Below are 24023 nucleotides of genomic sequence, written 5' to 3'. Positions count from 1 at the left end.
TAATAATTTTCCTTTTTTTTCAATGATGAATCCCATCATTTTTACACGAAATATCTGCCCCAGTTTGTTAAATTATTGCCAAATTTTATTTTCCCTTTATGCCAATTCCTGAGGAAGGACCATCATTGCCCCTTGACTACGGATAGTAAGGACATGACAACACCCTGTTCCCAAAGTTTGCTGCATCACTACTTTATAGTTTCTGCTCAAATCTTCCGGAACATACGCCTGCATCGTTCCTGCGAATCCACCTCCGTGAACTCTCCAAGCTCCGCGACCCTTAAGCAGGTCTTCGGAAATAGCCAAGGCAAGGCTGAGTCCCTGACGCTGTGGTTTAGACCCAATAAAAACATTTTGCAACCGCATAAAAGAGGAATATCCTGATTCAATTACCAGTGTTTTAAAGCGTTCAAAGTCTCCCTCTTTAAGGGCTTGCGCCTGCTTTTCTACCCTTTCATTTTCACCGAAAAAGTGCAGTGCTCTCAATATCGCTCTGTCACTGAGCTTTTGGCGCAATACCACCTGAAAGTCGTAAATTGAATCGGCAAAGGTACGAAAATCCACTTCCCGCAACACCTTTTTCCCGAATGCCCGCGCCACCTCTCCCATTTCTGAAATCACCTGGGCATATTCCTGGGTTAGATCCTCGTGGCTATCTCCTGTATCCACGATAAACAAGTCATGATGATATTTTGAAAAATCCACTTTGATTTTCTCAATCAAGGGCTTTTCAGGATCTTTAAAATCAATGGCAACAAATCCGCCCATGGCACAGGCTGTTTGGTCCATCAGGCCGCAAGGTTTTTTAAAGTAGGCATTTTCTGCAAATTTTCCGATTTTGGCGATCTCAACAGGGCCAAGTCTTCCCCCATTGTACAAATGGTTAAGGATGGTACCGATCATCACCTCATAAGCGGCTGAAGAGGAAAGCCCTGAGCCTTTTAATACATCGGAAGTAGTATAGGCATCAAATCCACTGATATGGTGTCCCAATTCTTTGAGCCTAGCAAGTATTCCTCGAATAATAGATGCCGATGTACCTGATTCGGTTTGCTGGAATTCCAGTTCATCAATTGAAACAGTGTCCATATTGTACCCATGGGATTTCAGCCGCACTAGATGGTCCGTGTTGGGGGAAACCACGGCAATCATATCCAAATTAACCGCTGCCGCCAAAACCCTGCCACATTGATGGTCTGTATGGTTGCCTCCAATCTCAGTTCTCCCAGGAGCGCTAAAAAGAAAAACTTCTCGCTCATCTCCGTAAAGATTGGCAAATCGTTCTAGGGCAGCTAGGTACCTTTTCACCTGGCGCTCTACTGTATCGGGCGAATATAAAGCTGAAAATATAGAATCATAGCGTCCTTTCAGCAAATCGTCTTTCACTCGATAAAATGATGGCATTCGGCGTCCTCCTTTAATTCTAGGCACGCTGTCTTTCTAACAGGACGTACCTGATTCTTGCCAATTAAGTTTATCGCTGAGAGAATAAACTAAATATGGGGAGCAAAATTTGGCTAAATATTTCTCAGGCCTTTTTATAGAGTAATACGTCCTATCCATAAAATCAACACTTTCTTAAAAATTCACCTCTTGCCCTTCAATTTTGACGAAAAGTGTTTGCTTTTGTTCTTTTTTCCCATTATAATGCTCATATGAAATAATCTTTGACGCCTTGCAAAAAGTGAGGGCGTCTATCACTATCATGGGAGGTAAGATGATGGAAGACACCGCAGAAAAAATCGTGGAAACGGTGACACAAGATACCTCCAAGCTGTCGACCATGTGGTCTCAGTTTGTAGATAAACTGGTAGATTTTCTTCCTACCTTAGTCACTGCTCTCATCGTATTGGCAGTGGGATATGTCATTATAAAAATCTTGATGAAGTTGATTGCCAAGGGCCTTAAAAAAAGCCGGCTGGATGTGAGCCTCCACGGATTTATTCAGTCCGTCCTGCATATTGTCCTATTGATTCTACTGCTAATTACAGTAGCCAGTACCTTAGGCATCCCCACCGCTACCTTCGTCACCGTCCTCGGAAGCGCGGGCCTCGCTATTTCCCTCGCCCTTCAGGACAGTCTCAAGAATGTCGCCGGCGGTATTCTGATTCTCTTTTCCCGTCCCTTTACCCTTGGGGACTATATTGAGGTAGAGGATCAGGCGGTCTCTGGTACCGTTTGTGAAATCGGCCTTGTTTATACCCGTTTGAACACACCGGATAACAAACGGATTTTTGTTCCCAACGGGCAAGCCTGTAATGCTACCATCGTCAACTATTCTGCCGAGGAAAAACGCCGGCTGGATCTCATCTTTTCTGTCAGTTATGACACCGATCTAGAAAAAGCCAAAGGGATTTTACGTCAGATTGTAGAAAATAATCCCTTGGCTTTGAAGGATCCTGAACCTATGATCCGCGTCTGCTCTCATTCCGCTAACTCGGTGGACATTGCCTGTCGGGTCTGGGTGGAAAGCAAGCACTATTGGGACCTTAATTTCGACCTGTATGAACAGGTAAAGAAAGAATTCGATAAAAATCAAATTGAAATTCCCTTTAACCAGGTGGATATGCATATTAAACATGATTCGTTTAAAAAATCCTCGAAATAGAATAGGCCGGCTGGGATAATCAGCCGGCCTATTCTATTTCCTCAGGTATTTTTTTCTGGCCTGTTCCAGCTTTTCCGGGTCAGCTTCCCTGCTCTCGTACCAGCCTCTTTTTTTCATATCATCGAAAATATCCTGCTGGATTTGGTGTTCCTCGTGGAGTATCCCCATGATATCACTTTTCAGCTCCATATGCTCGCATTCGTTGGCGCCGGAATTATAGATACCAGTAATGAATTTCTGGGAGGCCAGAGCATCACTCATCCTGTCTTTGTCATTCATTCCTATCTCGTCTAGTCTTTTCATGACGTCCTCCTAACTTTGCAGGTTCTTTGCCAGCTTCTCATAGTGGTTGAGATGGGCAGCGGCAATCTGCTCACATTTTGACTTGACCTGGGGGTCATCGGTGGCCTGGGCATAGGCTTTATATTTTTTGACAAGCACCTGTTCATATCCAAGCTGATCCTCTAGCATGGCCAATTCTTTCTCACTTAGCTTAGACAAAACGCACCTACTCCTTCCTGGCTCAAATGAACAGCCTGGCATTATTTTGTCCAACACTATCAAAATTATCGGCCTTAGAATTTTTGCATAAAAATAAAAAAAGCAGCCTGTAGGCTGCTTTTTTCTACTTCATTTTGATTCCTGTATCCACAAAGCCATCGTAAAGCTTATCCAGATAATCAAAGGACATGGCCGTTCCTTTGGCCACACAGTTGACCGGATCTTCCGCCACCCGTGCCTTGATCTTGGTCTGCTCGGTAATGAGGGTATCCATGCCATAGAGCAAGGAACCGCCGCCCGTCATCACAATACCGTTACTGTAAACATCTCCGACTAGCTCTGGGGGGGTCCGCTCAATGACCTGTTGGACACTGAGGATGATCTCCGCGACGTGATCTTTGATAGCTCCGTAAATTTCCTTCCAACCGATGTCGATCATCTGTGGAAGACCGGTGAGCAGATTTCTTCCCCTAACAGCGACTGATTTGCTGTCCTCACGGGGATAGGCACAGCCTACTTCTGTTTTGATGTGCCGCGCCGTCTGCTCACCAATGAGCAGGTTGTGATAATCTTTCATATGCCTGATGATTGCATCATCCATCTTGTTGCCTGCAACCTTAATCGACTGCTTGGTGACAATTCCATTTAAGGAAAGGACAGCTATGTCGGTAGTGCCACCGCCAATGTCTACAATCATGTTGCCGTTTGGTTTTGTAATATCCAGTCCCGCCCCCAAAGCAGCCGCAACCGGCTCTTCAATTAAATAGACCTTCCGCGCTCCTGCGGTGACGGCGGAATCCACCACGGCTTTAGACTCCACCCCTGTAATTTGGGAGGGTACGCAAATGCTCACCCGAGGTTTTATAATGCTGTTTCCAAAGACCTTGTGGAGAAAAAATTTAATCATAACCTCCGTAGCCGCATAGTCGGAAATGACACCATCACTCATGGGCTTGATGACCTGCAGCCTGTCCGGCGCCTTTCCCAACATGCGGTAGGCTTCTTCTCCCACCGCCACTACTTCATCTGTTTTTCGATTGATTGCCACTACAGACGGTTCGCTGAGCACTGCGCCCTTATCCTTAAAATAGATGATGACTGTTGTAGTTCCAAGGTCGATACCGATATCCATTGATGACACGTTATGTCCCCCTATTCTCTATATGAAATCTTTAAACGTTTATATTCAATCCATTATTATATGTAGTTTTTTTTGTTTTTTCAAGTAAATTTCCTGAACGATGATTGGGGACTCAAAGATTTTCTTTTGTCCCATTTCCATGTTCCAACACAGTAGCGGCACAGGTTATGCAGTAGACCTGCTGGGCGCCCGCCTTCTTCAGCGCCTTGGCGCACTCCCCCGCTGTGGAGCCTGTGGTCAGCACGTCATCCACCAGCAAAATTGTCTTGGCCCAGTCCGGCAAGCAAGCCGAAAAAGCACCGGACAGGTTGGTGCGCCGCTCCCCAGCAGGCAGGCCCCGCTGGCGTTTGGTTTCCCGCACCTTGGTGATGGCTTTTTCTCTGAGCGGAATGCCAAGTCTCCGGGAAAGTTCTTTTCCCAATAGGGCGCTGTGGTTATACTCCCGTTCCCGCCGTTCTGACCTGTGCATGGGTACAGGGACAATCAGGTCAAACTGCTCAGAGGGAAAGGCCTCTTTTACCCTTGTCTCCATGAAAACGGCCAGCAATGGTGTCAGCTCCCGTTGGCCGTAAAATTTTAGCTGATGGATCAGGTGCCGCGCCTTCCCTCCATAGTAAAAAGGGGCGGCCGCACCGTCAAAGGCAAATTCATCCCCCTCGCAGACACAGTTTGCCCGATCTCTCCCGCAAAAGGGGCAAATATCGCTGCCGATGGTGGGGAGATCGGCGCGGCACAAGGAGCAGATTTCTTCCTCCTGCCCGATGATCCTGCCACAGATAGCGCATCGCTTACAGAACAGAACCGACAACAGCCGCTCGATTGTCCCGTTCATTTTCTACCCCTCCTGCTGCTCCACTTCCCACTGGATAAACTCCTTCAGGCCCGAATACCGCAGTGTTTTCTTATTGTTTTCTACCATAAATTTGACTGCGCTTCTGGGGCCCACAATAATCAGCAGCTTTTTTGCCCGCGTCACCGCCGTATAAAAAAGGTTGCGGAAATAAAGCCGCCGGGTCGGGTGCATCAAAGGAAGGATCACGGCTTCAAACTCGCTGCCTTGGCTTTTATGAACGGTAACAGCGTAAGCCAATTCCAGCTCGTTTGCCCCATCAAAAGAATAGGAACAGCTTCGATCCTCAAAGCGCAGCTGCATCATACGACTGCCCCGGTCAATTTTGACCACCTGGCCAATGTCTCCATTATAGACACCGCTGCCATTTTCTCCATTATCCCGGGTCCAGACCATATCATAATTATTGCGGATCTGCATCACCTTGTCTCCCTCCCGGTAGGTGATGCCGTTAAAAACGAATTCCGTCTTATCAGGGGAGGGGGGATTGAGGGTCTCCTGGAGACGACGGTTGAGTTCCATGGCACCCAGTTCCCCCTTGCGGGAGGGTACCAGCACCTGGATATCCCATAGAGGGGAAAGTCCATAGGTACCCGGCAGCCGCCGTGCACACAGATCCGCCACCATCTGGGCCGTCTTTGTATAGCTGTGGCTTTCCATAAAGAAAAAGTCGTTGTCCCGCTGAGAAAGCTCCGGCTCTTCTCCCCCCACAATGGCATGTGCGTTGGTGACAATCAGGCTCTGAGCGGCTTGGCGGAAAATTTCGTCCAGCCGCACATAAGGGATGCAGTCGCTGTCAATGAGGGATTTGAGGACGTTTCCTGCTCCCACAGACGGAAGCTGGTCACTGTCCCCCACCAGAATCAGCTTTGCTGAAAGTTTCATGGCGCGGAGGAGGGCTTCAAAGAGCAGGGTGTCCACCATGGACATTTCATCCACAATAACCACATCTGCTTTCAGCGGATTTTTCTCTCCCCGCTTAAATTTCACCATACTCCGGGATCCAGGGTCGGTAAAGTCCACCTCCAGCAGGCGGTGGATGGTTTTTGCTTCCCGGCCGGTCAATTCCGTCAGACGTTTAGCGGCCCGTCCGGTGGGCGCGCAGAGGGCCACTGTATCCCCCTGTTCCTCAAATAGATCAATGATGGCGTTAAGGGTGGTGGTTTTTCCGGTACCCGGCCCGCCTGTCAGGATAAAGACGCCGCTGACCATGGCCTGGGTAATGGCCTTTTTCTGCTGGACAGCATAGGAAATCCCCTTGCGTTGCTCCAGTTTATGAATATCTCCGTCTCTCTTGCGTTCCGGCGCTGTCAGCAACCGCATATTCATGACCAGCCGGCCGGCAATGTATCGCTCCGCGCCATAGAGCTCCGGCAGATAAAGAAATACCCGATCTCCCAGCATTTCCTCCACCAGCTCGTTTTCCTCCAAAGACAGGACCATAGCGTTTTCCACCTCATCGCTGCTAACATCCAACAGCTGGGCAGCGGCCGAGATGAGCTTGTCCTTAGGCAGACAGGTATGTCCATTTTGCAGATTGTGGGAAAGGACATAGACAATCCCTGCCCGGATGCGCAGGGTATCGTCGGAATCAAAGTCTAAGGTCCGGGCGATTTCATCGGCCTCAGAAAAATCCAGGCCAATGTCATAAGCGCATAGGACATAAGGGTTTGCCTTGATGACATCCACACCGACGGCTCCCCATTTCCGCCAGATTTTCACCGCCACCATAGGAACGATGCCAAACCGGCTGAGGAACATCATTACACTGCGCACTCCAAATACCCGTTTGAGTTCCTGTCCGATGGATTCTATCTTTTTGGGAGTCAAGCCCTTGATCTCGGTCAGCCGCTCCGGATGCTCCGACATAATATCCAGCGTCTCATCCCCGAAGGCGTCCACCATCCGTTTGGCAATGACAGGGCCGATCCCCTTGACCGCCCCGGAGCTTAAATATTTATAGATGGCATTGGCGGTGGCGGGAAGGCTCCTTTCACAGAGAGACGCCTTAAACTGTAGGCCATAGGTGGGGTGGGAGACATATTCTCCTACCAAACGCAGCTGTTCCCCTTCGCTGACCTCCACCATCTGACCGACTACTGTGACAAGCTCTTCCCCGGTATTGAGTTCCAGCACAGTGAAGCCGGTCTCATCACTTGCAAATACGATATCTTCCACCGAGCCTTCCAGCGTTGTCAGTTCCCTCTCCTGCATTTTCTGCCTCCGTTGCCATTTTCTCCGCCAATGGAAACGGCCCTGGAAGCGCGGCCTCCAGGACCTTGTAATTTCTATGTTTATTATATCTCATTCCCCTGCTCTTTGCAAATCAAACCCGACTCCATCAAAGCTTTGAGCTGCCCGCTGTTACAAACATGGATTTGCTGGTATTGTTCTCCCATGCGCCGGCAGATCTCCATGGCGTAGCCATCCATTCCCACATCCACCAGATATACCGGCTCTCCGGCTGCGAAATCGCTTTCGTTCATCCTCTGGACCAAACTGCGGATTTTGTATTCCAGGGCAGGTTCCTCTCCACCCACCGGTACACAGATCAGAAACTGGCCCTGGTTTTTTCCCCGCATCACCCAGCGCTTGATCATCTCTATGACCTCAATTATCCCTATCAGGGTCAAAAACCCGATAGCGATCAGCCAGACTGTATTCATTTTCATCACCTCACCCCATGGTATGTCTGGGACAAAAAGATGGTGAAAAGCATCAAAAAGGAAGGGGAAATATCAGTTTCCCCTTCCTTTTTTGAAAAGTGTGTTATGCAAAATAAGCCTTTAAATCGTCTATTTTATCCGTCTCCTCAAATTTGACTTGCAGATCCTCTCTGCCCATATGCCCATATGCGGCAAGCTTCTTATAAATCGGCTTCCTCAGATCCAGGTCACGGATGATGGCTGCCGGCCGCAGGTCAAAGACCTTTTCAACGGCTTTCGCCAGCTCCTCATCAGGATAGGATCCCGTGCCATAGGTATCCACCATGACCGAGACGGGTTTTGCCACACCGATGGCATAAGCAAGCTCAATTTCACACTTTTTGGCTAGTCCCGCCGCCACGATATTCTTGGCTACATAGCGCGCGGCATAAGCGCCGCTTCTGTCCACCTTGGTCGGATCTTTTCCGGAAAAAGCGCCGCCGCCGTGCCGGGCATATCCGCCATAGGTATCTACAATAATCTTACGGCCGGTAAGGCCCGAGTCACCCTGAGGACCTCCCACTACAAAGCGGCCGGTAGGATTGACCAAAATCTTTGTATTTTCATCCAAGAGACGTACCGGCACCACCGGACGTATTACCTGTTCGATCATATCCTGTCGGATGGTTTCCAGAGAAATATTGGGGCTGTGCTGGGTAGAAATGACAATGGTATCCACCCGTTTGGGAATGCCATCTTCATATTCTACTGTCACCTGGGTCTTGCCATCCGGCCGTAGATAAGAAACTCTGTTTTCCTTCCGGATCCTGGTCAACTGATATGCCAGCTTATGGGCCAGAGAAATGGGCAGAGGCATCAGCTCCGGAGTTTCATCGCAGGCAAAGCCAAACATCATGCCTTGGTCTCCCGCGCCGGTTTCATCAGCATCAGAAGCACTGCCGGACTTTGCTTCCAGGGCTTTGTCCACCCCCAGAGCAATATCGGAAGACTGTTCGTCAATGCAGGTCAACACCGCGCAGGTGTCAGCGTCAAAGCCATATTTTGCCCGGTCATATCCGATTTCCCCGATAACCTGCCGTACAATTTTAGGGATATCCACATAGCAGGAGGTGGATATCTCTCCCATAACCATGACCATGCCGGTGGTCACAGCTGTCTCGCAGGCCACTCGGCCGTCTGGGTCCTGGGTGAGGATGGCATCGAGGACCGCATCAGAAATTTGGTCACAGATTTTATCAGGGTGCCCTTCGGTGACAGATTCAGATGTAAAGAGGTATTTTGCCATGTTTACCTTCCTTTCTGGATGCAGCCTTATCTTTCATTTGCGCCTGTACTAAACAGGCACTCCTTTTGGGTCTTGACAGTAAGAAGCGCCCGGTCAAATGACCGGGCGCGCTGTGGACATGTTTTCCTCATCTCCGGTCAAAGCCGCAGGAATTGGCACCTTACGCATTTCATTGCAGGTTGCCGGGCATCATCGGGCCTGTTCCCTCCGCCACTCTTGATAAGGCTATGTTGTTTTTTTATATTGGCTCTATTTTAGCCCTTTTTCACCTGGGTGTCAATAGATGCGACCTTTTTCGTAGAGATTTCTGGCCTATCCTCCTTAATAAAACGGCTGACCGCTTTGTAGAGGAGCAGGGTAGCCACCGCGTTGATTGCCGCTTTCATCAGGTTAAAGGGGATGATGATAGGAAGGAGCATTCCCGCTACCGTCTCTACCGGGGTTCCCATGAAAATGGGTGTGAAGATTAGGTTCATCAAAGCCATCATCACCGTCATGGTAATAACTCCAAGTCCCAAGGCCAAAATAGCAGATTTCCTTGTCTTTTTCCTTTGATAAATCAGTCCCGCCACCAGGGCAAAGCTGCCTGTAGCCAAAATATGCATGACAATACCAATGATACCGCTGCTAGCGCTGAGGGTGAAGCCTTGGATAATAGAAACGACCACCGTAATAATGATGCCCGCCGTCGGACCATAAGCAAAGGTGCCGATCAGGATAGGGATATCTGCTGGATCATATTCCAGGAAGGGCGCAGGCGGGAAGGGAATGTGGATAAGGACCAGCAGGACAGAAACTGCCGCCAGCATGGCCATGACAGCCATCTTTTTGGTACTGACTTTCATAAAAACTACCTCCAAAAATGAATTTGAGAGGTCTGTTTGGGGGAAATCTTGACAAGAGCAATAAAAAACGCCTAGGATGCATGGTATTCCATGCGCCATAGGCGAACTATCAGCTCACTGCCGTCGTTTCTTTCATCCGGACTATACCGTCGGTTTTGGAATTGCACCAAATCGGCTCCTATCTGGAGTTCGCGGACTTCCAGCACCAAGCTGGTCACCGCCGGTGAGGGATTTCACCTCGCCCTGAAACAGACTGTTAAATTTGTCTTTATTATAGAACCAGTTGTTCTTTCTGTCAAGAGTTTCACAAGGAAAATGAAAACAGAGCCCTGCTTTTCTCCATACAGACAAAAAGGGGAGCGCCTCAGCGCCCCCGCTCTTTCGTCTCTTATTTTTCAATAATTTCTTTCGTGTCCCGAGCAATCAGCAGCTCCTCGTTGGTGGGGATGATCCAGACCTCGGTTTTGCCGGTAGAAATCAGTTTCTCCTCGCCGCGGGTCTTCGCGTTGAGCTCTTTGTCCAGCTCGATACCCAGAAACTCCAGGCCCTCGCAGACTTCCTCTCTCAGCTCGCCGGAATTTTCTCCGATGCCGCCGGTGAAGATAACCGCATCCAGGCCGCCCATCGCCGCCGCGTAAGCACCGATGAACTTCTTAATCTGATAGCGGACAATGTCACAGGCCAGTTTTGCCCGATGGTTGCCCTCATGGGAAGCATTGACAAGGTCTCTGGCGTCGGAAGAAAGTCCAGAAATACCCAGGAAGCCGGATTTCTTATTGAGCAAATCGCTCATTTCCGAAGGACTGATGTTCTCTTTTTCTGCAATGAAGGTCAGCACAGAAGGATCTACACCGCCGGAGCGGGTGCCCATGATGATGCCATCCAGAGGGGTAAAGCCCATGGAGGTATCCATACATTTTCCATCCTTGATGGCGGTGATGGAAGAGCCATTGCCCAGATGACAGGTGACAATTTTGGTGCCTTCTACCTTGCCTTTGATCTGGCCATAGCGCATGCTCACATAGCGATGGCTGGTGCCATGGAAACCATAACGGCGGATGTGATATTTCTCATAGTATTCATAGGGAATGCCGAAGATATATGCCTTTTCCGGCATGGTCTGATGGAAAGAGGTATCAAATACGGCCACCATGGGAGTATCTTTGCCGAATACATCCTGACATGCCTTCATAGCAACAGCTTGAGGCGGATTGTGAAGAGGACCCAGGTCTTTAAAGGCCGCAATATCTTCAATTACCTTATCGGTAATCTTGGTGGATACCTTGTAGACCTCGCTGCCGTGGAGAACACGATGGCCAATGGCGGAAATTTCCTTCATGTCGTTGATGACCTTGCCCTCACCGGTGGTCAACATTTCAATGACTGCCAGGAATGCCTCTTTATGGGAGGGAAATGCCCGCTCAATCTTGATTTTTTTGCCATCAGCGGTGGTATGGGTAATCAGTCCATCCACACCGATTCTCTCACAGTTGCCCTTTGCCAGCACATGCTCGCCGTCCATATCAATCAGCTGATATTTCAGCGATGAGCTGCCCGCATTGATAACCAGAATCTTCATAACGTAATCCTAACCTCCATATTTTGCGCCGGCAAATTCCGGCTTTCTTCCAAGACTCACTCCGGGCTCACCGGAACGCCCTTGCCAAATGAAGAAACGGCGGTAAAATCACCGCCATTCTTGACACAGGCTCATATATTTATATATTATTACATTAAGTTCAAAAATACAAGAATAAATATGCAGTTTCCCCCGTTTTTTTCGGGATTTATCCGTTTCTTTTACATTTTTCATCCCTACAGGGACATAAGGAGGCCTCTCAGATGAAAGTTGCCGCTGTCATTGCGGAATTTCACCCCTTCCACAATGGCCATGCCTACCTCTGCCATACCTTGCGGGAGTCGGGATACACCCATGTTGTCGCCATTATGAGCGGCAACTTTGTCCAACGGGGAGAGTGTGCTGTATTAGAAAAGATGGTCCGTACACGGGCAGCCCTGCTCTGTGGCGTGGACCTTGTTTTGGAGCTGCCCCTCCCTTATGCCCTTGCCACCGCTGAAATTTTTGCCTGCGGTGGAGTAGCTTCCCTCTCCGCTTTGGGCTGTGTGGATACCCTGGCCTTTGGCAGTGAGTGTGGAAATGCAGCTTCTCTCTCAGCCTGCGCCCAACTCCTCCTATCTCCTGAATTTGGAAAAGCTCTGTCCAAACACCTGGCCCAGGGGCTGTCCTTTGCCTCTGCCAGGCAGAAAGCGGTAGCGGATTTAGCTGGATTGGAAACCGCCTCTCTTCTCTCGCAGCCCAATAACATCCTGGGGATAGAATACTGCAAGCAGTTGCTCTCTCAAAACAGTAAAATGCGTCCTGTTTCCCCGCTGCGAGCCGGGGCCGAACATGACAGCAAGCATCCTTCCGGCTCTTTTGCCAGCGCCTCCTATCTGCGCGGTTTCCTTTCCCAAGGGGAAGTTAGCGCTCTGGTAGGCTTTGTTCCAGAAAAAGCCTTCTCTCTCTACCAGCAGGCGCTAAAAAACGGTCTCATGCCCATCTCCCAAGAGGCCGCAGAGCTTCTCACCCTAGGCCAGCTGCGCCGGATGTCGACAGAGGAGCTGGCCCGGCTTCCCGACATTTCGGAAGGGTTAGAATATCGGATTGAGCAGGCCGTCCGCGTCGCGACTACTCTGGACGGTCTTTACAGCCTCGTAAAAACCAAACGCTATTCCCATGCCCGTATCCGGCGGATCGTATTATCTGCATTGGCGGGGCTGACAAGGGAAGATGGCAAAATCCCGCCACCTTATCTCCGGGTGTTGGGGATGAATGGGAAGGGTAAGGAAATTCTGGCTGCTGCCCGGAAAACCTGTGCCCTGCCTCTCTCCACCTCCCTGGCCAAACTAAGAGAAAGCTCCCCCCAGGCGGCCCGATTCGCCAGACTGGAAGCCACAGCGGATGATTTGTACAATCTCTGTTTGCCGCTTCGGCGGCAGTGTGGCACAGACTATACCGAAAACGCAGCGATTCTGTAGGGAGTATTGGATTTATCTGCATTATCAAAAAAATCTAGCACTTCAAAGATTACTGTAAAGATTCGACTCTCTTCGTTTTGTCCACCGGCACAGGCCTAGAGCCACTTCGCGCTCCGGGCCTTTTGCTTTGTCCTAGATTTTCGCCCGCATCCAAAACAGATCGAAACTGACCACCTCTGCCATGTTATCATACAGATCATCCAAAAGCGGCGGGAAAAATTTCCCCCGCCGCTTTTCAAATATCCGCGTCCATGCTTTCGAAACCTTTTCCCCGAACCTCCGTAGTCTCGCTCACAATGACAAAGGCCGCCTCATCCACCGAACGTACCAATCTTTTCATCTCGGTGAGCTGGTGGCTTTTGACACAGGTAAGCAGGACCCCTCGGGGTGTTCCTGAGTACATTCCCTTTCCCGTCAGGTTGGTAACACCTCGGGGGCTGTTGGCAAGCAGGCAGCGGGACACCTCCTCCGGATGCTCTGTGATGATGTAGCACAGTTTTGCCCGGTTGAGTCCGGTGAGGACCATGTCGCTCACCTTGGTGCTGATAAAAATTAAGATCAACGCGTAAAGGACATTTTCCGGATTTTTCATCACAATAGCACCGGTAAGGACGATCATACCGTCTAAAATGGCAATCCAGGCCGGAATGCCGATCTGGGGCAATCCATGGTGGATAACCCGGCCCAGCAGTTCCGTTCCGCCGCTGGACATGGAAAATCGGACGAAAAGTCCGATGGCAATTCCCTGGGCCAGACCGCCGTACATGGCCGCCAGCAAAGGATTATAGGTGATCGAGGGTAAAAAGGCCAGCAGATCGGTAAAAATACCCAGCATGGTATTGGTGATAAAACAGCGGATGATAAAGGGGAGGCCCTGGGTTTTTAGTCCCAACAGCAAAATGGGAATATTAAGGAGAATAGAGACAATACCCACATTCCACTGAAAAAGAATATTGCCCAGGGTGGCAATTCCTGTAACGCCTCCCCCCACAATGTGGTTGGGTACCAAAAATAGATCTAGGCATAGGGCGTAGAAAAAACATCCTACCAGCATAGCCAGGTAGCGCAGAATCTCTTGTTTCCATTTTTCTTTGATTTTCATAGTCATTCACCTACAGCAGAAAATAGTCTTTCAAATCTCCACAAATACCCTTATGTGTCCTCCAATAACAGACAATCTTATCTTTAATTAGAATACGCCTAACGTCGTTATTTTACAACAAAAAAGTGAAAAAACACAAAAAAGCCGGTGGATAAATCCACCGGCTTTTTTGTGTTTGTCATTTATTTTGTGCCGAAAATGCGGTCACCCGCATCTCCCAGGCCTGGAACAATGTATTTGTTTTCGTTGAGATGGTCATCCAGGGCCCCGCAGTAAATCTGTACGTCAGGATGTGCCTCAGTAAGGGCGGCAAGTCCTTCTGGTGCCGCAATAATGCACATAAATTTGATATTCTTGGCACCGCGACGCTTAATCATCTGAATCGCATCCACAGCAGAACCTCCGGTGGCAAGCATGGGATCAATAACAATGACCTCCCGTTCCCCGATATCCGCCGGCAGCTTGCAATAGTATTCCACCGGTTTATGGGTCTCTGGATCACGATAAAGGCCAATGTGGCCTACCTTGGCCGCCGGCACCAGCTCCAATGCGCCGTCTACCATGCCGATGCCTGCCCGCAGGATAGGAACAAAGGCAAGCTTTCTCCCCGCCAGCACCTTGGTCTTGGCAATGGCAATGGGGGTCTCTATCTCTACTTCTTTTGTAGGCAGATCCCGTGTTGCCTCGTAGCACATCAACATGGTGATCTCGGCAATCATCTCCCGGAACTCCTTGGATCCGGTGTTTTTATCCCTGAGCAGTGAAATTTTGTGCTGAATTAATGGATGGTCCATGATGAGTGGTTTTACGCTCATTTTTATCCTCCTCTACCCTATTCCTGGCATGATTTATTTTGTCCCGCCGCCTGTTTCTTCTTCAGCTCCCGCTCCGCCTGGGGCAGGCGCAGATAGGTGACAGAAAGCTCCTGGGGCGTAACCTTACGCCCTTCCTGGGCAAGCTCCAAGGCACGCATTCCTACCCCGGCAGCCCTCTGGAACCTCATCTGGGGGCTGGCAAGGCAGACGCCAGGAAGATCCTTACATTCATTATAGCACAGCTGGGCCCCGTCTCCAACCAAAATCACCTTTTTTTTCACCGCTGCCAGCCTGCCTTTCAGCTCTTCCAAAGAGATGGCCTCATCCGGCGTCAAACGTTTGATCTGCTGGTTTTCCACAGCAAAAAGGGCCGTGTACACCTGCTTGCACCGGGCGTCCATCACTCCGCAGACAACGCCGTCCCACAGCGGAACATGGTAGGCCATAGCCTCTAAGGTAGACACCGGGATGCAGGGTTTTTCCTTTGCTCTTGCCAAGCCCTTGACGGCAGCCACACCGATGCGAAGCCCTGTAAAGGAACCAGGTCCTACTGCAGCGGCGAAAGCGTCAATATCATCCAGGGAGATGGCGGTACACCGGAGCAAAGACTCCACCATAGGCATCAAGGTTTGGGAGTGGGTCAACCGAGTGTTGGTAAAAAACTCCCCCAGGACCTTTTCCTCTTCCACAATGGCGGCGCTGGCGCTGCCGGCCGATGATTCAATGGCTAGTATCTTCAAAAGCGGTCGTCTCCTTCGATGGTAATTTCCCGGTCGTTCTCCCCTATTGTCCGGATGGATACAGTGATGGTGCCTTCCGGTAAGGCGCCATAGATATTTTCACTCCACTCGATGGCCAGAATCCCTTCCCCATCTAAATAGTCAAAGAATCCTGTGGAGTACAGGTCATCATATGTCTCCACCCGGTACATGTCAAAGTGGTAGAGGGTGTGTTCCCCTCGGTACTCGTTGACAAGGGCAAATGTAGGGCTGGATACCTCTTCCCTGATGCCTAAACCTTGTGCAAGGCCCCGGGTAAACGCGGTCTTACCCGCGCCCAGTCCCCCCTCATAGGCAACGACGTCCCCGGGACGGAGCTTTTTGGCGAATTGCTCGGCAATCCGCTCCGTCTCTTCAGAGCTGTGGGAAATCAACTGTTTCATAGCAAAATGCCTTTCTCTTAGAAAAGTCCAGAAATGTTCCCCTCTGGGGAAATATCAATTTTACAGGCCGCCGGTGCTTTGGGAAGGCCTGGCATGGTCATAATATCCCCAGTCAGCACTACGATAAATCCCGCTCCTGCGGACACCCTTGCTTCCCTGACGGTGATAGAAAATCCCGTAGGACGGCCTAGTTTTGCCGGGTCATCGGACAGGGAGTACTGGGTCTTGGCTACGCAGATCGGAAGGCCGGCAAAACCCAAGCTCTCAATTTCTTTGATGTTTTTTTCCGCCTGGGCCGTATAATTCACGCCATCTGCGCCGTAGATATTCTTAGCAATGGACTCAATTTTTTCCTTAATGGGCAGATTCGTATCGTAAAGGAAGTGGAAATGATTCTCCTTCTCGCAGGCAGCTACCACCTTTTCCGCCAGGGCAATGCCGCCTTCACCGCCTTTGGCAAAGACTTCGGAAAGGGCAAATTCCACCCCATTTTTCTCGCAGAAATCAGAGAGTATGGCAATCTCCTCGTCAGAATCGGTGAGGAACCGATTGATGGCAACCACAACCGGCACTCCATAGCTCTTCATGTTGGCCACATGGGCTTCCAGATTGACCATGCCCTTACGAAGAGCTTCTGGATTCGGGATGGAGGTCTCTGCCTTGGGAACGCCAGCGTTATATTTTAGCGCCCGCATGGTAGCGACAATGACAATACAGGCAGGTGTCAGACCGCCGTAACGGCACTTGATATCCAAAAACTTCTCCGCGCCCAGGTCGGAGCCGAAGCCCGCCTCGGTAATACAGTAATCCGCCAGCTTTAGGGCCAGTTTGGTCGCTCTGATAGAATTGCAGCCATGAGCGATGTTGGCAAAGGGGCCGCCGTGCATGAGGGCCGGTGTATTCTCCAGCGTCTGTACCAGGTTGGGTTTCAGCGCGTCCTTTAACAGCGCCGCCATGGAACCGGCAACCTGCAGCTGTCTGGCGTATACCGGAGTACCATCATAACTATAGGCCACGAGGATGTTGCCCAGCCTCTCCTTGAGATCGGCAAGGTCGGTGGCAAGGCATAAAATGGCCATGATCTCGCTGGCCACCGTAATCTGGAAATGATCTTCACGGGGAACGCCGTTAACCTTTCCCCCCAGTCCCACAATGCAATTGCGCAACGCCCGGTCATTCATATCCATACAGCGTTTAAATAAGATCCGGCGGGGATCAATGCCCAGCTCGTTGCCCTGCTGCATGTGATTGTCAATGATGGCGCACAGGAGATTGTTGGCCGCCGTAATAGCGTGCATATCCCCGGTAAAATGGAGGTTGATGTCCTCCATGGGCACCACCTGAGCATAACCGCCGCCGGCAGCTCCTCCCTTGATGCCGAACACCGGACCCAGGGAGGGTTCCCGCAGGGCAATCACCGCTTTTTTCCCGATTTTCTCCATGGCCTGTCCCAATCCTACCGTGGTGGTCGTTTTCCCCTCTCCCGCAGGGGTTGGGTTGATGGCGGTCACCAAAACCAGCTTTCCATCAGGCCGTTTTGAAAAACGTGAAAGGGCATCGTCGGAAATTTTAGCTTTATACCTTCCGTAAGGCTCCAATTCTTCCTCATGAAGACCCAGCTTTTCCGCGATTTTGTCAATGGTCTGCATCTTGCACGCCTGTGCAATCTCGATATCAGATAGCATACTCCCCACCTCTTTCTGCTTGCTTTTTAACTTTCTTGCCCGGCATCACTTTCTTTTTTCTTCCCACAGAATATAGCCGGACAATTTCCACAGTGTAATTTGGTTATCATTATACCATAAGAACCCTTTTCCGAAAAGATTCATTCCCATGATTGTTTCTCAGATTTATTGCACTTGGCTTTGATGGGCGCTATAATAAGACTTACTTTAACGATTCCAGTGTTTATTTATAAAATATGTGGAGAAGATTGTAAATTCATATCTTATCCATAAATTTTTCCTCTAGATCGGTTACAATGTTTCTAGGCAGGTGAAGCCAATGAAAAAAATTCTCGCCGCAATCGGCGATTATATAAAAAGCACGGACAAGCTCCTGCTTCTTTTTTGTATGATGGCCTCCTGTATGGGGCTTTTATTGCTAGCTTCTTACAATAATGCGTTTTATGGTACATTACGGGGGATGCTGGTCCAAACCCTGGCCACAGGGGCTGGTCTCATTGCCGCTGTCATTATATCAAAAATCGACTATCACTTTATGGCCAAAATGTGGAAGGTCCACGCTCCTATTGCTTTGGCCCTGGTTTTTCTTGTCTTCTTCATCGGTACCGGACGGGAAGGCGCCGATGACATTGCCTGGATCCAGCTGCCGTTCGGCATGAGCTTCCAACCCTCAGAGTTGCTAAAGCTTTCTTTTATTTTGACCTTTTCCTATCATCTTTCCCTTGTACGGCCTCAGATCAATAGCCTGCGCAATGTTATCCTTTTGTGTATCCATGGGGCAATTCCCGCTTTTCTCATCCATTTGCAGGGTGACGACGGAACCGCTCTCATCTTTATATTTATCTTTATTTCTATGATGTTTGCCGCCGGCCTTTCCTGGAAATATATTGCGGCAGCCTTTGGCGCTGTTTTGGTCGCTGCCCCTGTTGCTTGGTTTTTTGTCTTAAACAATGATCAGAAGCTGCGCATCCTCTATCTGTTTAATCCAGATAATCCCGATTATATTAAAAATATTGGTTGGCAGCAGTATGTAGGGCGCATTTCCATCGGCTCAGGCCAGCTCACCGGCAAGGGGCTTTTTGCAGACGAGTACCGCCAGATTCCCGAAATGCACAACGACTTTATCTTCGCCTTTTTGGGTGAAGCCCTGGGCTTTCTTGGATGTATCGCGGCTATCCTCATCCTCACCGGTGTCTGTGTCCGGCTATTGCGTATTTCCCGCTATTCCAAGGACGATTTAGGCTCCTTTATTTGTGTGGGGGTCTTCGCCATGATCGCTTTCCAATGCATTCTGAATATCGGCATGTGCCTTAACATCCTTCCGGTCATCGGCGTCACTTTGCCCTTTTTCAGTAATGGCGGCACCTCGGTGCTCATCACCTATATGGCCATTGGCATGGCACTTAGTGTAAGGGTTCATAATAAGCCCATGCTCTTTGATTGACACTATCTGCTCCCCCATGATGGGGGAGTTTCTCATTTGCTGGAAAGGAGAAAATTATGAAGATCGACAGCCAGCCCCTTCCCCGGCGTCTTTTAACAGCGCTGCTCATCATCATAGCGGCAGCCATTCTCCTGTTGATCCTGCCCTCCTTCTACCGGTGCCCTTTCTATGCTGTCACTGGCATCCCTTGTCCTGGATGCGGTGTTACCCGCGGAGCATATCATCTTCTCCATCTGGATTTTGCCCGCGCTTGGAAGGCCAATCCTTGTGTTTATTTAGTGGCCATTTATGCTGCCGGATTCTTTTTTTGCCTTTTGTGGGGGCGCACCTATCTCTTTCGTAAAAAGCAGATCTGGATTTTCTTCGCTACGGTTTTTATCCTCATTTATGCACTGCGGATGGCCCTTTATTTCCCCGATATCCCGCCCATGTCCTTTGATTCCTCTGCACTAATCCCTCGTATTTTTGTCGCCTTTTCCGGCTGATTCTCCCGGAATCTGTTGAAATCGCGGAAAAAGCATACTATAATGAAACAAGACCGAGCTTCGAAGAATGAGAGGAGAGAAAACATGTACAACAATATGATGGATACCATCGGGTTTGTCTCTGCTTCCGATCCGGAAGTAGGAAAAGCGATGTCTAACGAGCTGATGCGTCAGCGCCGCAACCTGGAGCTGATCGCTTCAGAAAATATTGTTTCCCCGGCTGTCATGGCCGCTATGGGCAGCGTGCTCACCAACAAATACGCAGAGGGTTATCCTGGTAAACGGTATTATGGCGGCTGTGTCTATGTAGACGATGTGGAGCGCATTGCCATTGATCGGGCCTGCAAACTTTTTGGCGCAAAATTTGCCAATGTGCAGCCCCATTCTGGCGCCCAGGCCAATGAGGCTGTCTATTTCGCCCTGTTAAACCCCGGTGACACTGTACTAGGCATGAGCCTAGCTGATGGTGGCCATCTGACCCATGGTTCTCCTGTTAATATCTCCGGTAAATATTATAAATTTGTTTCCTATGGCGTTTCTCCGGAAACCCAGATGATCGATTACGAAGAAGTCCGCCGCCTGGCTTTGGAGCATCGGCCCAAATTGATCGTGGCAGGTGCCAGCGCTTATCCTCGCTTTATTGACTTTGAGCGCTTCAGCCAGATCGCTAAGGAATGCGGCGCTTATTTGATGGTGGATATGGCCCATATCGCTGGCCTGGTGGCCGCCGGACTCCATCAGTCCCCTGTGCCCTATGCTGACGTGACCACCACGACCACCCATAAAACCCTGCGCGGCCCCCGCGGCGGCCTCATCCTCACCAATGATGAAGAGCTTGCCAAGAAGATCAATAAGGCCATCTTTCCCGGACTCCAGGGCGGTCCCCTCATGCACATCATCGCCTCTAAAGCTGTGTGCTTCGGCGAAGCCTTAAAGCCAGAATTCAAAGCCTATCAGCAACAGGTCGTGCGCAATGCCCGTGCTCTGGCAGATGGACTGATTGAGCATGGCTTCCATCTGGTTTCTGGTTCTACCGACAACCATTTGATGCTGGTGGACCTGCAAAACATGAATATCACCGGCAAAGAGTTAGAGCATCGTCTGGACGAAGTGTATATCACCGTCAACAAGAATGCGGTGCCCAACGATCCCCAGAGTCCCTTTGTTACCAGCGGCGTCCGTATCGGCACTCCTGCCGTTACCAGCCGCGGCCTCAAGGAGGAAGACATGAAGGTCATCGCCGACATGATCTATCTGGCTGCTACCGACTTTGAGAACCAGGCTGATAACATCCGCAAGACGGTGGAAGGCCTGTGCGCTAAGTATCCTCTCTATGAATAAATAGCCTATTCATGCAAAATGGGCTGTGGTAAGTATCCCTTGATTGAGATGATTTTGCCCCAGTGGGCGGTTGGAGGTAATCTATGAAGTTTCCCGTTCGCATTGTTTCTCTGTGTCTTGGCCTTTGCCTGCTTTTTTCAGGCTGCGGCCAACAGGAAGAGTCTTCTTCCGATGTCACCACGCCGGTGACCACTACTTCCAAACCGATCACGACCACGACTACACCAGTAACCACTACGACTACGACCACCGTGACCACGACCACAACCACAACAGCGCCGCCTCAGACAACCACCACCGCCCCTCCGTCTACTGCAGCGGCTGCTTCCAGTGATTCGGACATTGTTTCCCAGTTGTTCACTCTGGTCAACAATGAGCGGGCCAGCTTGGGGCTTCCCGCTTATAACTACAGCGCTGCCCTCTGTCAAAGTGCTTATACCCGCTGTGTGGAGCTGTCCAGCCTCTTTTCACACACCAGGCCCAATGGCACCACCGGTGAAACCGCTGCTTTGGCCGCAGGCTACAATTTCCTCTATTTCGCGGAGAATATCGCTGAAACCGACACCATGACCGCCCAGCAGCTGTTTAATATGTGGAAATCCAGCGCCGGGCACTATTCCTCCATGACAGCTAACTATATGAGCGATATGGGTGCTGCCGTCTACATCAAAAATGGCATCATGTATGGTGTTCTTCACTTTGGCCAGCCTGGTGGTTCAGGCGACATGGAGTACCATGTGGAATACGAGGGCGATATCATCGATTACTATGGATAATCGGGCGCTTTATGCTCCCTGATAAAGAAAAGGAGGTCTTTCTATGGCATTTTTAAAAGGCTGCATCAAATCTGAAGTGATGCATATGGATACCGACCTTGCCATCATCCTTCCCCATGACCGCATCCGTAAACGTCCCGGAAAACCTATTCGGGTGCTCTACCTGCTCCACGGTCTTTCCGGCAACTTTTTGGAGTGGTCCCGCTACACAGCGTTGGAACGCTATACCCGGGAGTATGAGCTTTGTGTTGTCATGCCTTCGGTTCAGCGCAGCTTCTATACCGATATGAAGTATGGTCTGCCCTATTATACCTTTATTTCTGAGGAATTGCCCCGTCTGATGAAGGCCATGTTCGGCATCTCTGCCGATCCCAAAGATACCTTTATTGCAGGCTGCTCCATGGGCGGCTACGGCGCGCTGAAGATGCTCATGCGCAACCCGGAAAATTATGGCGGCGCGGCAGCATTTTCTTCTGCTGTGGATCTGAAGCATTCCATGCTCAACGAGGAAAGCCGGAAGCTCTTCCCCTATCCCGATATCACCGGTGTATTCGGCGAAAAGGTGGAGGTCGGTCCCGAAGACGACCTGTATGCCATTGCAGAAAACTATGCCAAACTGCCCCAGGCCAAGGAGATCCCCATCTACGCCAGCTGCGGTACGGAGGACTTCCTCTATCCCTACAATGTAGAGTTTAGAAGGAAGATGGAGGAGCTCGGCATCAACTACCACTATGAGGAGTGGCCCGGCGTGCACGGCTGGGATTTCTGGGATCAGTCCATTGACAAAGCCCTCAAATACCTGCTTCCCAACGGCTAATTTGAGAAAAAAACTTCCAGAAACGGGGATCCGCAGGATTCCCGTTTCTTTCTATCATCCCCAGGGAGAGGAGAGAAAACTATGAGCGCACCTCTGGCGGACCGGATGCGTCCCAAAAACTTGGATGAGGTGGTGGGCCAACAGCATCTGGTTGCAAAAGGCGCGGTGCTCCGGCGTATCGTGGAGTCGGGGGAAATCCCCAACATGATCTTTTACGGGCCTTCCGGCGTAGGCAAAACCACCGTGGCCCGTATCATCGCCCAAAGCGCGGGAAAAAAGCTCTATAAGCTCAACGGCACCACCGCTTCCACCGCCGACATCAAGGATATTGTGGCCCAAACCGGCACATTGGAGGGGTTAAACGGTATTCTGCTTTATTTAGATGAGATCCAGTATCTAAATAAAAAGCAGCAGCAGACCCTGCTGGAATTTATTGAAAATGGTTCCATCACCTTGATCTCCTCCACCACTGAAAACCCCTATTTCTATGTTTATAACGCTATCCTATCCCGTTCTACCGTCTTTGAATTTAAGCCTGTGACCCCCCTGGATGTAGAGAATGCCATCCGCAGAGCTTTTTCTTTTCTGGAGCAAGAACGTTCTATGAGCCTTGACATCGAGGCTGGGGTGGTGGAGCACATCAGCCTATCCTGCGGTGGAGATGTGCGAAAATCCATCAACGCCGTGGAGCTGTGCGTTCTCTCCGCTCGGGAGGAGGACGGAATACGAAAAGTCACTTTAGAGGACGCCAAAGCCATCTCCCAGCGCAGTTCTATGCGCTACGACCGAGATGCTGATGAACACTATGACATCCTTTCTGCTTTTCAGAAGTCGATCCGAGGCTCTGATCCGGACGCTGCCGTCCACTACTTAGCCCGGCTGCTCAATGCAGGGGACCTGCTCTCTCCCTGCCGCCGGATGCTGGTTACCGCTGCTGAGGATATAGGGCTTGCCTATCCCCAGGCCATTGCTATCGTAAAAGCCTGCGTGGATGCCGCTCTCCAGCTGGGTCTCCCTGAAGCCCGGATTCCTCTGTCAGAAGCGGTCATTCTTCTGGCCACCGCACCCAAATCCAACTCCGCCATGATGGCCATCGACGCTGCCATGTCCGATATTAAACAGGGCGGCGTTGGGGAAATTCCCGCTTATCTCAAAGATGGACATTATTCCGGTGCCCAGAAAATGGGACGGGCTATTGGCTACGTCTATCCCCATGAGAGGAAAAACCACTGGTTTGACCAGCAGTACCTTCCCGACCCCATCAAGGACAAGCATTACTATGTCTTTGGGGACAATAAAACTGAGCAGGCCTCTTTCCGGTACTGGCAGGCCATCAAAGGCGAGGGGGAGAAAGATCCCTCCAAATAGAACTTTCCGTTTCATTTTTGTCAAAAATTTGGGCTGAAATTTCACAATATATGCCTAGGAAGCAGACAGGTTTTGTAGTATAATGAAACTATT

The 24023-nt window shown here is 50.2% G+C and carries 23 protein-coding genes and 2 riboswitches; of the genes, 8 read left to right on the top strand and 15 right to left on the bottom strand.

Going from position 1 to position 24023, the window contains the following annotated elements; genetic code table 11:
* Positions 1 to 96 precede the first annotated feature (96 nt).
* Positions 97 to 1404 carry a galactokinase gene (locus ACZ25G_RS04695; protein ID WP_463681706.1) on the bottom strand — a complete coding sequence of 436 codons (1308 nt, stop codon included), beginning with the start codon at positions 1402 to 1404 and terminating at the stop codon, positions 97 to 99.
* Between the two features lie 316 nt (positions 1405 to 1720).
* Between ACZ25G_RS04695 and ACZ25G_RS04690 the strand changes: the two genes are divergently transcribed.
* Complete coding sequence (locus tag ACZ25G_RS04690) at positions 1721 to 2608, top strand: mechanosensitive ion channel family protein (protein WP_463681705.1); 888 nt, start codon at positions 1721 to 1723, stop codon at positions 2606 to 2608.
* A gap of 33 nt (positions 2609 to 2641) precedes the next feature.
* On the opposite strand, the gene ACZ25G_RS04685 is transcribed toward ACZ25G_RS04690, so the two are convergent.
* The 9 genes from ACZ25G_RS04685 to ACZ25G_RS04645 form a co-directional block, all read right to left on the bottom strand.
* A complete protein-coding gene (locus ACZ25G_RS04685) occupies positions 2642 to 2911 on the bottom strand; it encodes a spore coat protein (protein ID WP_463681704.1) in 270 nt (89 codons plus the stop codon).
* Positions 2912 to 2920: 9 nt separating this feature from the next.
* Positions 2921 to 3109, bottom strand: coding sequence for a ferritin family protein (locus ACZ25G_RS04680; protein WP_191481681.1), 189 nt, complete (start codon positions 3107 to 3109; stop codon positions 2921 to 2923).
* A 124-nt stretch (positions 3110 to 3233) separates the two neighbouring features.
* Positions 3234 to 4241, bottom strand: coding sequence for a rod shape-determining protein MreB (gene mreB / locus ACZ25G_RS04675; protein WP_463681707.1), 1008 nt, complete (start codon positions 4239 to 4241; stop codon positions 3234 to 3236).
* A gap of 121 nt (positions 4242 to 4362) precedes the next feature.
* Positions 4363 to 5082, bottom strand: coding sequence for a ComF family protein (locus ACZ25G_RS04670; protein ID WP_463681703.1), 720 nt, complete (start codon positions 5080 to 5082; stop codon positions 4363 to 4365).
* Positions 5083 to 5085: 3 nt separating this feature from the next.
* A complete protein-coding gene (recD2, locus tag ACZ25G_RS04665) occupies positions 5086 to 7314 on the bottom strand; it encodes an SF1B family DNA helicase RecD2 (RefSeq protein ID WP_463681702.1) in 2229 nt (742 codons plus the stop codon).
* A gap of 83 nt (positions 7315 to 7397) precedes the next feature.
* Positions 7398 to 7772: a hypothetical protein gene (locus ACZ25G_RS04660; RefSeq protein WP_463681701.1), complete on the bottom strand. Its 375-nt coding sequence runs from the start codon at positions 7770 to 7772 to the stop codon at positions 7398 to 7400.
* Between the two features lie 97 nt (positions 7773 to 7869).
* Entirely contained in the window at positions 7870 to 9051 is a 1182-nt protein-coding gene (gene metK / locus ACZ25G_RS04655) for a methionine adenosyltransferase (protein ID WP_463681700.1), read from the bottom strand.
* 124 nt (positions 9052 to 9175) lie between these two features.
* A riboswitch (SAM riboswitch) is annotated at positions 9176 to 9277 on the bottom strand.
* Positions 9278 to 9305: 28 nt separating this feature from the next.
* Positions 9306 to 9896, bottom strand: a complete 591-nt coding sequence (locus ACZ25G_RS04650) for an ECF transporter S component (RefSeq protein ID WP_342680927.1) — start codon at positions 9894 to 9896, stop codon at positions 9306 to 9308.
* Positions 9897 to 10016: 120 nt separating this feature from the next.
* Positions 10017 to 10151: riboswitch (FMN riboswitch) on the bottom strand.
* A gap of 133 nt (positions 10152 to 10284) precedes the next feature.
* A complete protein-coding gene (locus tag ACZ25G_RS04645) occupies positions 10285 to 11475 on the bottom strand; it encodes an acetate/propionate family kinase (RefSeq protein WP_191482339.1) in 1191 nt (396 codons plus the stop codon).
* A gap of 263 nt (positions 11476 to 11738) precedes the next feature.
* On the opposite strand from ACZ25G_RS04645, the gene ACZ25G_RS04640 reads away from it, so the two are divergent.
* A complete protein-coding gene (locus tag ACZ25G_RS04640) occupies positions 11739 to 12935 on the top strand; it encodes a tRNA(Met) cytidine acetate ligase (RefSeq protein WP_191482340.1) in 1197 nt (398 codons plus the stop codon).
* Between the two features lie 235 nt (positions 12936 to 13170).
* On the opposite strand, the gene ACZ25G_RS04635 is transcribed toward ACZ25G_RS04640, so the two are convergent.
* From ACZ25G_RS04635 to ACZ25G_RS04615, 5 genes are all read right to left on the bottom strand, one after another.
* Positions 13171 to 14037, bottom strand: coding sequence for a YitT family protein (locus tag ACZ25G_RS04635; RefSeq protein WP_463681699.1), 867 nt, complete (start codon positions 14035 to 14037; stop codon positions 13171 to 13173).
* A gap of 182 nt (positions 14038 to 14219) precedes the next feature.
* Positions 14220 to 14852, bottom strand: a complete 633-nt coding sequence (gene upp / locus ACZ25G_RS04630) for a uracil phosphoribosyltransferase (protein ID WP_191482342.1) — start codon at positions 14850 to 14852, stop codon at positions 14220 to 14222.
* Positions 14853 to 14869: 17 nt separating this feature from the next.
* On the bottom strand, positions 14870 to 15592 hold the full coding sequence (tsaB, locus tag ACZ25G_RS04625) for a tRNA (adenosine(37)-N6)-threonylcarbamoyltransferase complex dimerization subunit type 1 TsaB (RefSeq protein ID WP_191509774.1): 723 nt from the start codon (positions 15590 to 15592) through the stop codon (positions 14870 to 14872).
* On the bottom strand, positions 15589 to 16014 hold the full coding sequence (gene tsaE, locus ACZ25G_RS04620) for a tRNA (adenosine(37)-N6)-threonylcarbamoyltransferase complex ATPase subunit type 1 TsaE (protein ID WP_191482344.1): 426 nt from the start codon (positions 16012 to 16014) through the stop codon (positions 15589 to 15591). The genes tsaB and tsaE overlap by 4 nt, the downstream gene beginning before the upstream one ends.
* Positions 16015 to 16031: 17 nt before the next feature.
* Positions 16032 to 17699 carry a formate--tetrahydrofolate ligase gene (locus ACZ25G_RS04615; protein WP_342680923.1) on the bottom strand — a complete coding sequence of 556 codons (1668 nt, stop codon included), beginning with the start codon at positions 17697 to 17699 and terminating at the stop codon, positions 16032 to 16034.
* 319 nt (positions 17700 to 18018) lie between these two features.
* On the opposite strand from ACZ25G_RS04615, the gene ACZ25G_RS04610 reads away from it, so the two are divergent.
* From ACZ25G_RS04610 to ACZ25G_RS04585, 6 genes are all read left to right on the top strand, one after another.
* Positions 18019 to 19143: an FtsW/RodA/SpoVE family cell cycle protein gene (locus ACZ25G_RS04610; RefSeq protein ID WP_191509776.1), complete on the top strand. Its 1125-nt coding sequence runs from the start codon at positions 18019 to 18021 to the stop codon at positions 19141 to 19143.
* A 56-nt stretch (positions 19144 to 19199) separates the two neighbouring features.
* Positions 19200 to 19628, top strand: a complete 429-nt coding sequence (locus ACZ25G_RS04605) for a DUF2752 domain-containing protein (protein WP_463681698.1) — start codon at positions 19200 to 19202, stop codon at positions 19626 to 19628.
* Between the two features lie 84 nt (positions 19629 to 19712).
* The gene (gene glyA / locus ACZ25G_RS04600; protein ID WP_191482348.1) at positions 19713 to 20969 is read left to right on the top strand and encodes a serine hydroxymethyltransferase; all 1257 of its coding nucleotides are present in this window, start codon (positions 19713 to 19715) and stop codon (positions 20967 to 20969) included.
* Positions 20970 to 21052: 83 nt separating this feature from the next.
* A complete protein-coding gene (locus ACZ25G_RS04595) occupies positions 21053 to 21745 on the top strand; it encodes a CAP domain-containing protein (protein WP_342680920.1) in 693 nt (230 codons plus the stop codon).
* Between the two features lie 43 nt (positions 21746 to 21788).
* Positions 21789 to 22562 (top strand): alpha/beta hydrolase, encoded by a 774-nt coding sequence (locus ACZ25G_RS04590; protein ID WP_463681697.1) that lies wholly within the window; start codon positions 21789 to 21791, stop codon positions 22560 to 22562.
* A gap of 81 nt (positions 22563 to 22643) precedes the next feature.
* On the top strand, positions 22644 to 23930 hold the full coding sequence (locus ACZ25G_RS04585; protein WP_463681696.1) for a replication-associated recombination protein A: 1287 nt from the start codon (positions 22644 to 22646) through the stop codon (positions 23928 to 23930).
* Positions 23931 to 24023 lie beyond the last annotated feature (93 nt).

The organism is Zongyangia sp., assembly GCF_965361945.1.
The sequence above is the reverse complement of the archived record's forward strand: the minus strand, read 5'-3'. Positions and strand labels throughout refer to the sequence as shown.

Excerpts from the sequence above, each read along its gene's own strand:
- ACZ25G_RS04695 (WP_463681706.1), bottom strand. The coding sequence starts at position 1,404 with ATGCCATCATTTTATCGAGTGAAAGACGATTTGCTGAAAGGACGCTAT.
- ACZ25G_RS04690 (WP_463681705.1), top strand. The coding sequence starts at position 1,721 with ATGGAAGACACCGCAGAAAAAATCGTGGAAACGGTGACACAAGATACC.
- ACZ25G_RS04685 (WP_463681704.1), bottom strand. The coding sequence starts at position 2,911 with ATGAAAAGACTAGACGAGATAGGAATGAATGACAAAGACAGGATGAGT.
- mreB (WP_463681707.1), bottom strand. The coding sequence starts at position 4,241 with ATGGATATCGGTATCGACCTTGGAACTACAACAGTCATCATCTATTTT.
- ACZ25G_RS04670 (WP_463681703.1), bottom strand. The coding sequence starts at position 5,082 with ATGAACGGGACAATCGAGCGGCTGTTGTCGGTTCTGTTCTGTAAGCGA.
- recD2 (WP_463681702.1), bottom strand. The coding sequence starts at position 7,314 with ATGCAGGAGAGGGAACTGACAACGCTGGAAGGCTCGGTGGAAGATATC.
- ACZ25G_RS04660 (WP_463681701.1), bottom strand. The coding sequence starts at position 7,772 with ATGAAAATGAATACAGTCTGGCTGATCGCTATCGGGTTTTTGACCCTG.
- metK (WP_463681700.1), bottom strand. The coding sequence starts at position 9,051 with ATGGCAAAATACCTCTTTACATCTGAATCTGTCACCGAAGGGCACCCT.
- ACZ25G_RS04650 (WP_342680927.1), bottom strand. The coding sequence starts at position 9,896 with ATGAAAGTCAGTACCAAAAAGATGGCTGTCATGGCCATGCTGGCGGCA.
- ACZ25G_RS04645 (WP_191482339.1), bottom strand. The coding sequence starts at position 11,475 with ATGAAGATTCTGGTTATCAATGCGGGCAGCTCATCGCTGAAATATCAG.
- ACZ25G_RS04640 (WP_191482340.1), top strand. The coding sequence starts at position 11,739 with ATGAAAGTTGCCGCTGTCATTGCGGAATTTCACCCCTTCCACAATGGC.
- ACZ25G_RS04635 (WP_463681699.1), bottom strand. The coding sequence starts at position 14,037 with ATGAAAATCAAAGAAAAATGGAAACAAGAGATTCTGCGCTACCTGGCT.
- upp (WP_191482342.1), bottom strand. The coding sequence starts at position 14,852 with ATGAGCGTAAAACCACTCATCATGGACCATCCATTAATTCAGCACAAA.
- tsaE (WP_191482344.1), bottom strand. The coding sequence starts at position 16,014 with ATGAAACAGTTGATTTCCCACAGCTCTGAAGAGACGGAGCGGATTGCC.
- ACZ25G_RS04615 (WP_342680923.1), bottom strand. The coding sequence starts at position 17,699 with ATGCTATCTGATATCGAGATTGCACAGGCGTGCAAGATGCAGACCATT.
- ACZ25G_RS04610 (WP_191509776.1), top strand. The coding sequence starts at position 18,019 with ATGAAAAAAATTCTCGCCGCAATCGGCGATTATATAAAAAGCACGGAC.
- ACZ25G_RS04605 (WP_463681698.1), top strand. The coding sequence starts at position 19,200 with ATGAAGATCGACAGCCAGCCCCTTCCCCGGCGTCTTTTAACAGCGCTG.
- glyA (WP_191482348.1), top strand. The coding sequence starts at position 19,713 with ATGTACAACAATATGATGGATACCATCGGGTTTGTCTCTGCTTCCGAT.
- ACZ25G_RS04595 (WP_342680920.1), top strand. The coding sequence starts at position 21,053 with ATGAAGTTTCCCGTTCGCATTGTTTCTCTGTGTCTTGGCCTTTGCCTG.
- ACZ25G_RS04590 (WP_463681697.1), top strand. The coding sequence starts at position 21,789 with ATGGCATTTTTAAAAGGCTGCATCAAATCTGAAGTGATGCATATGGAT.
- ACZ25G_RS04585 (WP_463681696.1), top strand. The coding sequence starts at position 22,644 with ATGAGCGCACCTCTGGCGGACCGGATGCGTCCCAAAAACTTGGATGAG.